The sequence below is a fragment of the uncultured Holdemanella sp. genome, assembly GCF_958348295.1.
Taxonomy (GTDB): Bacteria; Bacillota_I; Bacilli_A; order Erysipelotrichales; family Erysipelotrichaceae; genus Holdemanella.
On sequence record NZ_CATVYQ010000020.1, the window covers coordinates 1 to 12772 of the forward strand.

The following is a 12772-nucleotide window of genomic DNA, read 5'->3' on the forward strand; positions in this document are numbered from 1 at the left end:
AAAAACATATACCTATAAACAATTGGCCTATTATCAGAAATGATAATAGGCCACACATTTCAATCTGTATGTCAACAAAAAAATTCAAATTTTCTATAAAAAAAGGAGCACATTTTTTGTGTTCCTCTTAAAAGATGCCATTTCTTAACTTAATGACATTGGGGTTATTATGCCAAAATTACCAGATATCGAACCGAGTCTAGTACAAAGAGCAAGACAAAACGATGAAGTTGCGATTGCTCAGATTTATGAAAAGTTAAATAAAAAAGCCTACGCATCGGCTTATTACATCCTTGGTGCTGATGAAAGGTTCAAGGAGAATGCAAAAACAATCACGCAGGATACGTTTCAAAATGCATTCAAAAAGATTGATCTTTTAAGGGATAATGACAAGTTTGCGCCTTGGTTTTATACAAGTTTAAAAAATCGTTGCTTAGATTTCTTTGATTCTAAGGAGTACAAGAATATATCGAAAAGACATATACACGATTTGTACGAGGATAATGCCAGTGAGGAATTCAGAGATTCCTTCGAGGAAACAATCGAAAATGAAAACATGGAATTCAATCCAGACGCTGTCGCTAATAAAGAAGAAATAAAAAGAGGGTTGAACGACTGTTTACAGAAGCTTCCAGAAAGTCAGAAAGAAGCTTTGATTATGTATTATTTTCAAGGTTTGACGATTGATGAAATGTCTGAAGCTATGGATGCCAAGACGAGCACTATCAAATCTTGGTTAAAACGTGGAAAAGAATCGATTGAAAATCAGATTATTCAGCTCCGAAAAGAAAACAAAAGTTTCTACTCTGTATTGCCGATTCCGGCTCTTGTATGGGTATTGCAGGAAGCTGCAAAAGAAGCTCCACAAATGGATGCTAAAAAATTCGCTTCGCAGATTGTTGTCGAAGTTAAAGCCTCTACTATTAAACCGAAAAAAAAGAAACATACAAATATAGATAAGAGTGAAACAACATCAAAGAATATAAAAATGGATAATGCTTTAAAAGGTGGCAAAATTACAAATAAACATTTCACAAGATGGATTCCAACTTTAGGCACACCAAAAGCTATTGTCGTTATTATAGTAGCTGTCATTTCTTTGACAGTAGGTTTTCAGGGCGTTAAACATTGGATTACAAAAAATGATGAACATGTACAACAGGGTCAATCAAGTACACTTGATGAAGTTACAGATGGAAAAAGAACGTGGACATGTTCTAAAACACCGATTGCATATGAAATTACCGATTATAGTTTGATGCACTCAACAGATTTTATGATGTATGATACGCCTTATGATGATGGCAATCAAGATGTACTGATGAGTATGTACGCGCTTGTAGGTGATAGCGAGACAGGTGGGTCAAAAGGTCGAATATACGGTATAGTTGCTTATGCTGTTGACAATAATGAAGATGATGGTTGTGTTTGGGTAGCGATTGGAAATGCAGATAATGGAGATTCTCGCTACTATGTAAAGATTGCTGATAAAACAGCAGAATATTTTAAAAAGGTAGAAAAAAAGCCAATTCTGTATACAGATTACTATGACGTGAACAAATTTAAAGAAGCTTGTGAATTTAACGTGGTTGAGGATAATCAGATTGCAAATCTTGAAATTGATAGAAATAGTAAAGATTTTAAAGATGATCCTATATATTTTCTGAGATATAAAGAATATGAGAGATATACGCAATTATGTAATGGATTGTTGGCGTATTATTAAAAAGTAGAATAATTATTATTTTATGTATAGAAGGAAGTAAGGTATGGCAAAATCATATAAAATAACAGATCAAGAAAGAGAAGAAAAATCAAATCAATACAAGACCAATAGTATGATTTGTCTCTGTATTTGTATTGTGGCTTTCGTGTGGTTTGCGATATGTGGTATATTTTTTAATATAGCGTATTGCATTGTGCCCTGGCTTTTATTTGGAATTTCAGGAGTTATTGGAACAATCAATTGGAAAAGATATAAAATAATATCTACGGGATTGTTAGGAGAAGAGATTGTATCAAATACTTTGGATTTATTACCTGATGAATATACAGTTATTAATAATATTCCAATCAACTATAATGGTAAACAAGCTGAAATCGATTCATTGATTATTTCTAAATATGGATTATTTATAGTTGAAACCAAAAATTATCAGGGCGATATTATTGGAAAAGTGACTGATGAGAATTGGATACAAAAAAAGAAGAGTTCTGGTGGACGTGTATATGAAAATAAAATGAGAAATCCTGTTAAGCAGGTAAAATTTCAAACATATTTGTTGTCCTCAATGTTAAAGGAACATGGGATTCACTGTTGGATTAATCCTTATGTAGTGATTGTCGGAGCTAAGAGTGTTTCGACAGATTCTGAGATTGTTTTTGATAATCAGGAGAATCTATATAAGAAAATTATGTCAAAGAATAAGTCAATTGTTACCATAGATGATTTACATAAAGTTGAAAAATTGTTTTTGAATGCCTAAGAAGAAAGCACGTGTGAATTTTGAATAAGCATAGTGATAAATGTATGTTCAATACTAAAATGGTTTGTAAACACTTATGTTATGAAATGATAATAAATTGTGTTTGTGATATATAAAGATTTTTAATGATCTAGAAAAGCTCACACCATCAGATGTGAGCTTAATCAATGAAAGAGTTATGGAGGAATTCAAAGATGTTTCATTATGCAGACTATTACCAAGCTACTTATATATTGATTATAGGAATGATTTTATTTTTAGTTGCTATGGCTATCACATATAAACACGCATCTAAGCGGAAATTGAAAACAGGAATTATATTTCTTTCAATATTTGTTTTTATCTTTGGCGGATATAAAATCATCATGTGTAAATTAAAAACAGATCAAATGTTGCAGGAAAAACTGAAACAAGATTGGCTTTTTGAAAAATATTCAGGTCCCGCCAACATCCAATATAAAGACTACCCGCCTATTTATATAGACTCTAATGCAGATGTATTAAATATAACCGTTGCTTCTTTTAAAGAAACTTTAGACAACACTCCGAAGTGGTTATACAAAAATGCATCTAGTATTACTTTAACGTCGCAGCAATATTTAATAGATAACTTTGAGCGTGATAAAGATGTTATGGGATGTTCTTTCTTTCCTGATATGACAGTTTATACAACTTCACATGCAACTTCTAGTATTTTGGAGCATGAGTTTGGACATATTTATGACTATAATTTTTTTATAACATTCAATCAAAATCATCAAGATATAATTCCACCAGATGTTTTAATTTCCAATCAAAATGCGGTATGTGAAGCTGTTTCAGAGTCAAATTCTTTCGAGCATTGTATGAGTTCGTATCATGAGACATTTGCTGATGCTATGGCGTTATACGTGGAATCTCCAAATAAATTACCTCCTGATTTAAAAGCATGGATGGATTCTCTACCAAAATAAGATAATCAGCCTTTCTGTGGCTTGTTGTATACAAGAAACACAGGGAGGTTCTTTTTTTTTATGAAACACATAAAAACACTAATCATTACACTCATTATACCTTTTGTGGTTTTAGAACTGAATTAATAAAAAATGTGACCCTATTTGCAACTATTTTGTTTTTAACTTCGTTAGATAAAGTGAAAGGAGGTAAGAATTATATCGGTTTTGCATCCGATAGAACAAAATGCGGAAAGTCATGAATAGACAGAAAGGTTAAATATATGAAAAAAAACAAATTAGTTAAATCTACGTTGGTAGGTGTAACGGCTATTACTGGTGTTACATCAAGTATTGTGAAAGTCTTTGCGAATGAAGGACAAGTATCTTTTGAATTAAAAAAGGATGATCAAAAAATATTTACTAAACAAGCGGAATTAGAAAATAGAATCCATGAAATACAAGGGAAAGTGTTTGAAGCTAAATTGAAAGAAGATACTGCAAAAGGCACATTGAGTATGGCAAAAAAAGATGTCGAGATGAATCAAAATCATTATGATGAAACGAATTTTAAATCAAAAGTAGAGTTTGATGAAATTAATAGAGAAATTGATTTAAGATTTCAACCAATCATTGATGAGATTGCCAAGTTAGAAAATGAAATCAGTAAAACGAATAAAGAGTTAGATACTCAAAAATCTATATCTGAAAAAGCTTCTGAAGATTTGAAAACAGCTCAAAGTGATTTAGAAACCAAACAAAAAGAACTGGCGGATTTAAAAACATGTTTGGAATCATTCGGAGTTAAAGATTACTCAGAATTGGAATCTGAAGTTAACAAAGCCACAAAAACATTGAATGAGGCTTCAGCGAGTGTTGAATCAGTTAAACAAATTTTAGCTGAAAAGGAACTTGAGCTGGAAACCGCAAAAGAGGGTGTTGAAACAGCACAATCTGGACTTCAAATGGCGACAGAAGCATTAGAACGTGCAAATGCTGATGTAAAGAGTGCTGAAGGAGAAGTTATAACCGCTCAAAACAACTTATCTAAGTTTACAGATGAAAATGAATATAATAAGTGTTTAGAAAGACTAGAACAGGCTAAAGTAAATCTTGAATCTGCTAAAAACAACGTGATTGCTAAAACATCGGACTTAGAAACCGCTAAAACAAACTTAGTGACTGCTGAATCTGTACAAGCTGAAAAGCAGGCGGAATACGATACAAGCGTTACTGCATTGGATGAAGCAAATGCAAAAGTAGCGGAAGCTGAAACAACGAAAGACGAAGCCCAGAAGGCTTTGGATGAAGCTGTTAAAATGGCAGGAATAAAAGAAGATGAAATCAATGACTTGAAGAATCGTATTACTGTTGCTGAAAAAGATGTGGCTAATGCTCAAAATATTTACGACAAAGCAAAATCAGATTATGATTCAACATTGACACCTTTAGAACTGGCTCAGAAAAATTTGGCTGATTATGAAAAGGCACATGCTGGCCAGCTATCTCAGTTAAATCAGGGTATTCAAGGATACTATGATTCTATTGGAGCAATTGCTGCAACAGATATCATTAAGAATCCTCGTGGGAAATTGAATGGTCACACAAACATTGGTGCTACAGATGATGCAACATCTTTAGATAATGTGATCAATTCAATTTCTTATCTGAAAGAATTCAATAAGATCCGTGTTTCTGAAGGGTTGCCTGAATTAAAAGTAAGTATGGTACTGATGGCTATATCACAGGTAAATGCCAATTGGCAAAGAGATACAGCTGAAATTGGAAATGTAGCTCACTCAGGCGTATACAACACAGGTGAAAATGCAGCGTGGGGTTATGGCGAAGCAGAATCAAAGGCGAGTCCTTTTACAGTTTGGTATAATCTTGAAAAGTCGTGGTACCAAAATGGAATCACAGACTTCCATAAGGTTGGACATTATAAAAATATTATAAGTAAAGCTTATGATTATACAGGATATGCACATATAGAAGAAGGATGTTATGGCTCAACGGACATTCAAGAATTTGATCAATACTGGGGTGAAAATGCATATGGAGTCGAAGCTACAGGTTCTAAAAACGACCGTATTATCACTTTGGAAGAATTCGAAACTTCTTTAAACAATTACGCATCTGGATTAAAAGATGTATCAACCCAGCACAACGCCCTTGAAGAAGCTGTAAAAAAGGCTCAAACGGGAGGTACAGAAAAAGATGATGCAGCATTGAAATCTGCGTTGGCATTATTGAATAATTGCAAAGGCACATTAGAAGTGTTGAATGAGCAAATGACAAAAGCTACTTTGGAAAAAACAGAAGTTGATACTGCAAAAGCTGAAGCGGAAGCAAACTTCCAAAAAGCAGAACAGGCTGTAAAAGAAGCAGAAGCAAATGTTGAAGCAAAAGTGACAGCTAGAGCAACAGCAGAAGCGAATTTATCAAAAGCAAAGGCTGAAGTTACAGCTAAGAAGATAGCAAAAGCGGAAGCTGAAAATAACCTTGTAAAAGCTAATCAAGATGTAACTCATATTTCTGAAACGATTGATGTATTAACTCATACAGTCAACAATTGGAGTACTGAAAAAGCAAAATCTGAAAAAGCTCTTGAAACAGCACAAGCTCATTTAAAGGAAGCTAAAGTGAACCTAGAATTAAAAACAAAAAATTTAGAAAGCACTAAAGAAAATCTTGAAAAGGTTAAACAAATTCAAGATGATGCTCAAACAGTGGTGGATAAAACAAAAGTGGATTCCGAAAAAGCTGTGAAGAGTTTAAAAGAGGCTCAATTTCAATATGACATACTTTTGGAAAAAGTTAATGCGTATAAAAATACTTCTGGACAAGTAGGAAGTACTTCTGAAGATGTAACGAAGTTAACAACTCAGATATTTGACTTGAAAAAATCAAAAGAGATGGCGGAGTCTAATGTGGCTATACTAGAAAATGATTTAGATGCTAGTAAAATAAAAGTCGATCAGTTAAGTAAACACAAAGAACAATTTAATAAACTACGCAATATATTAGCTACTGTTCTTACAAATGGAACAAATGCTGATTTGAGTGAAATTAGTGATCTAGATTTGCTGCAGAAGTATAAGCGGTTGGCTCATACTGTCGATGTGTTGAATATATCAAAGAAAAATCTTGAAGAAGTTAAATTAGATTATAAGATAAAAGAAAGTTCATATTTGAAAGCACATGAAGAATTAAATAATGCTGTTGATGAGTATAACAAAGCAATGGCAGATCTTAATTCATATTTACGAAAACAAAATTCTCAAGAAAGAGATAAAGAAGAGCTTTCTACAGATTTTAATCAAAACAAAAAAGATAGTGTGAATACAGGAGTAGATGCTTCGATATCGGGGTATATGGCATTAGCAAGTCTAGCTGGTTTATCTTTAGTTGGTTCTACTGGAATGAAACGTCGGAAAAAACAAATAAAAAGATAAGGGTTGGTTTCCAATCCTTATTTATGAAATTGAAATAATTTTAATGCTTAAACCAGTAAAAAGAGTAGAAATCAAAATATTTTTAAAAATTTCATATTTTTTTTTAAATATTTTGCAACTTTTTTAATAAACACTCCGTTAAGTATAGTGAAAGAAATAAAAAGCGTTAAGCTAGGAGGAAAAAGTATGAAGAGTTTATTGTTTGCAGTTGGTTCATTATGGGGCGCATGGTTATTGGGCGTTGTAGTAGCGGCAATTATCATGGTTTTGTATTTTTGTTTAAAAGGTAATATCAAATTTACCAAATCAGCTATAAGATTTTGTGTATGGAATATTACCCATCCTTTCAAGAGTATAAGATTGATTATAGATAGTGCAGTTTGCATGTTTATGAATTTAAATGATTTGATTTTTAGAATGATTGTGAAACATAGATACAATAGATATCAAAAAAGAATGAATCGCGTTAAATATGAGAAAAAAGATAATCAGGAAAAGATGAAGGAAATATTAGAAATTCATAGTGAAGGGTTGGATTTGTTAGCAAAAGGATATGAAATCTATCCATCGAACTTCTATACACCACGTAAAGTTGTATATAAAGAATTAGATGATATGTGGATTGCTTAATAAAAGAAATTGGAGGAAATAAGTATGAAAAGTTTATTGAATATTGCATTATTTATAGTATTAGTTTTTGTGACATTTAATTTAGGATTATTATTAGGCACTTTATTTATAACTGTATATTATTGTTTAAAAGGTAAAGTTAAAAATATAAAGTCAGCTTGGCAAGCTTATGCATGGTATACTAAGCACCCTATTAAGACATTAAAAGTAATGGGAGATGATGTAGTTGTTTATTATATGAGATTAGAAGATAAGGTTTTTAAGAAAATTCTTGAACGTAAATATAATGGTTATCAAAAGAGAATAAAACGTATTCAATACGAAAATGAAAATAATAGAGAAAGTATGGAACAATTACTTCAAACTCTTAGTAGAGTAATTAAGGGAAATAAAAAAGAATTAGAACTAGCCCCAGCAAATATTTATACTCCTCGCAAAGTGATTTATGAGGATTATAATGAAATTTGGGGAATCGAAAAATAAGGATTATACTGAATAGAGGAGGAAATGTATTATGTCTGTAATTTTTTGCTTAGTAGCTTTATTTGTGTTGATTTGTTGGGTTTTGGTTATTAAAGAATTGCTTGGACCAAATAAAAAAACTGCATCTGGAAACCATGGCTTTGATGATCTTTATATGCAACAACGATTTGCAGAAGAATCTACTAGAGAAGCATTAAAAAGTGTAACACCATTTGAAATGGGCGGATATAATCTAGATCAAGGAAATTCATGGAATAACAATAACGTTAATAGTTGTAATAATTTTAATAATTTTGGAAATGGGATGTTTTAAGAAAGTTAATTTTTAGTCTAGTAATAATATTAAGGAGAACAGGAATATGAATACAAACAAATATTCATTAGAATCAAGAAGAGAACAGGCAAATTTATACAAAACATGGGGAATTATCTTACTTGTTATTGGATTTGGATTATTTTTATATGCCGGAGCTAAGATGATTTTTGAGCCACAGATTACAGCTGGTCTTGGAACTTCTGAATGGCATGATCAGTTTAATGCCATGCAAAGCTATCGACAGTCAATGGAACATGTTATTCCAATCTTTGCGGTAGGTGGAATAATCGTTGCCGGAATAGGTGATGTCTTGTGGAAAAAATACAAAACAATATCTGCAGGTTTATATGGAGAGGAGCTTGTATCTTATACTTTAAATTCATTGCCAGCAGAATATACATCTTACAATAATATTCCACTTGAAAAAGATGGTAAACGCACGGAAATTGACACCCTTGTTGTATCAAAGTATGGAATCTTTTTAGGAGAGGTCAAAAATTATAAGGGTCGTATTGTTGGAAATGAAAATGATTCAACTTGGACACAGATTAAAATAAGTTCAGCTGGTGAATCGTATGAAAATACAATCAAAAATCCAGTCAAACAAGCAAAATTTCAGACATATCTACTTTCATCTATTCTTAAAGATCAAGGCTTATACTGTTATGTAAATCCATATGTAGTATTTACGGGTTCTGAAAGTGTGAATACAGATTCAGGGATTGTTTTAAGAAGTGAAAATGAATTCCATAATACAATTCTTACATATCATGACACTAGAATTTCGAATGAAGATCTAGAAAAAATCAGAGGAGTGATTCGATGTCTGCAAAAATCAGAATCTTGAAAAGTAAATGGCAAGAAGCACCACCTGGAACAATAGCTTACATATCCGAATGTGATGCAAATACATATTTTATGATATGTGCATCTGGTGCTATAATCATTTTGCAAGGGTATCCCTGAAGAAGCAATTCAATCCGGAATTGTAGAAGATGATTTCTGGTTTGGCTATATTGTAGAAGGATACCAATATCTAACAATTGAAGATGTTCTAAGCATTACCGCAAAGAACGACATGACATATTTCGATATAGAAGATGTCAAAACAATTCAAAAAATCTTTCAGGAATATGTAGAATTTACAAAGCCACTTGTACAGATTGCTGAAGAAAAAACACAAAATATAGGAAAGGGTTAAAAGGGTTATGAACAGAAGTTTACCAGATATTCCAAAAGAATGGATACAACAGGCTAGACTTGCAGATGAGTCAGCCATTGAAAAGATTTATAGTAAAACATATCCAAAAGCATATACGATTGCGTATTATTCTTTGGGAGCAACAAATAAATTTCAAGATGAAGCACAAACAATTACTCAGGATAGTATGAGAAAAGCTTTTGAAAAGCTAGATCAATTAAAGGATGATGATAAGTTTGCGCCTTGGATGTATACAATCCTAAATAATTCAATTCGTGATTATTTTAGAGCACATAAAAATAAAGATTATCAGACAAATACATTTAGTGAATTAGATAGTGAAGACTTCAGAGACAACTATGAGGAATCTATTGCAGATGATTCTGTAGCGTTTAGTCCTGAAGCTAACATGAATACAGAACTGATTGCAGAAGGCTTAAAAGAGTGCTTGGATAAATTACCTGACAATCAAAGATTTGCCTTAATGATGCAGATGTATCAGCAATTGACTACAAAAGAGATTGCTGAACAAATGGAAGTGGAAGAAAATACAGTTAAGAGTTGGATTCGACGTGCAAAGCTATCTATCAAAGATATGATTGAAGAATTAAGAAGTCAGAACAAGAGTTTCTATACTGTTGCACCATTACCATTCCTTGCTTGGATGCTAGATCAGGAATTAAAGACAATTCCATCATTCAATGCAAAAACATTTGCGGATGGTGTTGTAATGAAAGTTAAAGCAGATACAATTGAGCCTCAGATTCATAAGAAAGCTACAACGAATACAGAGGATGAATTAGTTCAAGAAGCAAAGAGAAATCATCTAAGAAATGCTTCTTCTAAGCATGAAGTTTTAGAAAAAGGAACTTACACGAAAAAAGTTATGTTTGTGAATGAAAAAGCTGCTAAGTTAATGACCGGTGGCATGTGGAAAGTGGTAGCGGGAGTTGCGGTTGCTTCTTTGGCTGCTACTGGTGTATATGAAATGGTACACACATTAAAGAATCCAGAACCACAACAAGAACAGATATCACAAGAAACTTCTCAAAATCAAGGTGGTCAGGGATCAAAAACAATTAAAGAAGGGAATGTGACATATGAGTATGCAGATGAATATAAGCCAGGAGCATATGAGATGTATGAGGATCTTCCAATCTATAACTCATTATCAAAGAATGATCCATCTGGCGAAATTGCATACAAAGATATAATGGACAGATTTTTCTTAGAATTTGAATTCTATAAAGGATCGGACGGCTCTGTATGGGCAAAAACTAGTAAAGGTCAGTATGTTTGTATTCGGGATGAGGATGAATACCATGCCAGTTTAGACCACAATGCTTTAACAATTGACTTGTATGATTATGATGTTGAGAAATTAAATAAAGAGCATAGTTGTGAAGTACGAGAGCTTAAAGATCCGTTTACAAGATATGAAGATGATGACACTGTATATAAAGGATATACTGTTTCATGTATGGATGAATATTTCTATTTTTAAAAGCATCAAATGAAATTCTTTAATTTATATTCTTTTTTGAAAAGATGTCAAGATTTTGAATGGACAAGTAAAATCAATTTTAAGCACATGTAAAAAGAGATGGGAGTGTTTAATGATGTGTTCATTATTTATTGTGATGGTTGAATTGGCTTTGAATAAATTGTGTATACAAAAAAAGACGAATAATTAGATAAATCGATATTTGTTAAAAATATTATTAATACAATAATTTGGTTACATAAAGATTTGGTCAATTTTATGGGAAAGGAAAATTATGAGCAGAAGTTTACCAGATATTCCAAAAGAATGGATACAACAGGCTAGACTTGCAGATGAGTCAGCCATTGAAAAGATTTATAGTAAAACATATCCAAAAGCATATACGATTGCGTATTATTCTTTGGGAGCAACAAATAAATTTCAAGATGAAGCACAAACAATTACTCAGGATAGTATGAGAAAAGCTTTTGAAAAGCTAGATCAATTAAAGGATGATGATAAGTTTGCGCCTTGGATGTATACAATCCTAAATAATTCAATTCGTGATTATTTTAGAGCACATAAAAATAAAGATTATCAAACAAATACATTTAGCGAATTAGACAGTGAAGACTTCAGAGATAACTATGAAGAATCTATTGCAGATGATTCTGTAGTGTTTAGTCCTGAAGCTAACATGAATACAGAACTGATTGCAGAAGGCTTAAAAGGGTGTTTGGATAAATTACCTGATAATCAAAGATTTGCTTTAATGATGCAGATGTATCAGCAGCTTACCACAAAAGAGATTGCTGAACAAATGGAAGTGGAAGAAAATACAGTTAAAAGCTGGATTCGACGTGCAAAGCTATCTATCAAAGATATGATTGAAGAATTAAGAAGTCAAAACAAGAGTTTCTATACTGTTGCACCATTACCATTCCTTGCTTGGATGTTAGATCAGGAATTGAAGACAATTCCATCATTCAATGCAAAAGCATTTGCGGATGGTGTTGTAATGAAAGTTAAAGCAGATACAATAACATCTAATCCAATTCGTGAAGATAATGCTTCACTTGTTAAGAAAAATAATGTCAATTCAAAGGGGCATGTTACATCACAAGGAGTAAAACAAGCAACTGTGTCTGCTACAGGCAAAGTAGCTGCTGGAATAGGCGTGAAAGTAGCGGCAGGCGTAGCTATTGTTTCGGTGGCAGCCTTTGGTGGATATCAAGCAGTGGATACTATTTACAATAAATATGCAGAAACAAAAAATACAGAAGTGGTATCTGATGAACAAAATGCAAAGAAAGAAAAGAAAAAGAATGGCTTTGAAAAGGTAAATTCATATAAAGATGGTGTATATAGAATGACGGTAAATCTTCCTGTTTATAATACAAGATCTAAAGAGGATCCTTATGGAAAAACTGTTTATAATTATGAGAATAGTAAAATCAAATTCACTCGTGGTGTATATAAAGATAGGGATGGAAATTATTGGGCACAACTTCGTAAAGGCTGCTATGTATGTGTAAAAGATAAAGATGGGGAATATCTTGGTGAGTATTTAGGGAAAATGATGACGATGGATGAGTTTGTTGATTGGGAACATGATTCTGAGCAAGAGCGAGACGCACATCAGGCGGAGTTCTTTAAGGCTTGTGGCTTTGAAGAGCCTGTCGGACTTGGCGGTGCTGGATTTCAACAACATGATGATGAATATGATGATAGTGAATTTGTGTGTACAGGAAAGGCCGAATTTAGTGGAACTTATATATAATATTTA

At 32.5% G+C, this 12772-nt stretch carries 10 protein-coding genes; all 10 read left to right on the forward strand.

Annotation, left to right across the window (positions count from 1 at the left end; all coding sequences use genetic code 11):
- Positions 1–169 precede the first annotated feature (169 nt).
- Entirely contained in the window at positions 170–1726 is a 1557-nt protein-coding gene (locus Q3907_RS05110) for an RNA polymerase sigma factor (RefSeq protein WP_301897545.1), read from the forward strand.
- A gap of 43 nt (positions 1727–1769) precedes the next feature.
- Positions 1770–2486 (forward strand): nuclease-related domain-containing protein, encoded by a 717-nt coding sequence (locus Q3907_RS05115; protein ID WP_301897546.1) that lies wholly within the window; start codon positions 1770–1772, stop codon positions 2484–2486.
- Positions 2487–2680: 194 nt separating this feature from the next.
- Positions 2681–3439: a hypothetical protein gene (locus tag Q3907_RS05120; RefSeq protein ID WP_301897547.1), complete on the forward strand. Its 759-nt coding sequence runs from the start codon at positions 2681–2683 to the stop codon at positions 3437–3439.
- A 263-nt stretch (positions 3440–3702) separates the two neighbouring features.
- Positions 3703–6873 carry a CAP domain-containing protein gene (locus Q3907_RS05125; RefSeq protein WP_301897548.1) on the forward strand — a complete coding sequence of 1057 codons (3171 nt, stop codon included), beginning with the start codon at positions 3703–3705 and terminating at the stop codon, positions 6871–6873.
- A gap of 186 nt (positions 6874–7059) precedes the next feature.
- A complete protein-coding gene (locus Q3907_RS05130; RefSeq protein WP_301897549.1) occupies positions 7060–7503 on the forward strand; it encodes a hypothetical protein in 444 nt (147 codons plus the stop codon).
- Between the two features lie 24 nt (positions 7504–7527).
- The gene (locus tag Q3907_RS05135; protein WP_301897550.1) at positions 7528–7986 is read left to right on the forward strand and encodes a hypothetical protein; all 459 of its coding nucleotides are present in this window, start codon (positions 7528–7530) and stop codon (positions 7984–7986) included.
- Between the two features lie 31 nt (positions 7987–8017).
- Entirely contained in the window at positions 8018–8299 is a 282-nt protein-coding gene (locus Q3907_RS05140; RefSeq protein ID WP_301897551.1) for a hypothetical protein, read from the forward strand.
- A 46-nt stretch (positions 8300–8345) separates the two neighbouring features.
- Positions 8346–9149, forward strand: coding sequence for a nuclease-related domain-containing protein (locus Q3907_RS05145; protein WP_301897552.1), 804 nt, complete (start codon positions 8346–8348; stop codon positions 9147–9149).
- Positions 9150–9510: 361 nt separating this feature from the next.
- A complete protein-coding gene (locus tag Q3907_RS05150) occupies positions 9511–11007 on the forward strand; it encodes an RNA polymerase sigma factor (protein WP_301897553.1) in 1497 nt (498 codons plus the stop codon).
- Between the two features lie 274 nt (positions 11008–11281).
- Positions 11282–12766: an RNA polymerase sigma factor gene (locus Q3907_RS05155; protein WP_301897554.1), complete on the forward strand. Its 1485-nt coding sequence runs from the start codon at positions 11282–11284 to the stop codon at positions 12764–12766.
- Positions 12767–12772 lie beyond the last annotated feature (6 nt).

What these genes read in the sequence shown, in the direction of transcription:
- Q3907_RS05110 (WP_301897545.1), top strand. Translation starts at nt 170, where the DNA reads ATGCCAAAATTACCAGATATCGAACCGAGTCTAGTACAAAGAGCAAGA.
- Q3907_RS05115 (WP_301897546.1), top strand. Translation starts at nt 1,770, where the DNA reads ATGGCAAAATCATATAAAATAACAGATCAAGAAAGAGAAGAAAAATCA.
- Q3907_RS05120 (WP_301897547.1), top strand. Translation starts at nt 2,681, where the DNA reads ATGTTTCATTATGCAGACTATTACCAAGCTACTTATATATTGATTATA.
- Q3907_RS05125 (WP_301897548.1), top strand. Translation starts at nt 3,703, where the DNA reads ATGAAAAAAAACAAATTAGTTAAATCTACGTTGGTAGGTGTAACGGCT.
- Q3907_RS05130 (WP_301897549.1), top strand. Translation starts at nt 7,060, where the DNA reads ATGAAGAGTTTATTGTTTGCAGTTGGTTCATTATGGGGCGCATGGTTA.
- Q3907_RS05135 (WP_301897550.1), top strand. Translation starts at nt 7,528, where the DNA reads ATGAAAAGTTTATTGAATATTGCATTATTTATAGTATTAGTTTTTGTG.
- Q3907_RS05140 (WP_301897551.1), top strand. Translation starts at nt 8,018, where the DNA reads ATGTCTGTAATTTTTTGCTTAGTAGCTTTATTTGTGTTGATTTGTTGG.
- Q3907_RS05145 (WP_301897552.1), top strand. Translation starts at nt 8,346, where the DNA reads ATGAATACAAACAAATATTCATTAGAATCAAGAAGAGAACAGGCAAAT.
- Q3907_RS05150 (WP_301897553.1), top strand. Translation starts at nt 9,511, where the DNA reads ATGAACAGAAGTTTACCAGATATTCCAAAAGAATGGATACAACAGGCT.
- Q3907_RS05155 (WP_301897554.1), top strand. Translation starts at nt 11,282, where the DNA reads ATGAGCAGAAGTTTACCAGATATTCCAAAAGAATGGATACAACAGGCT.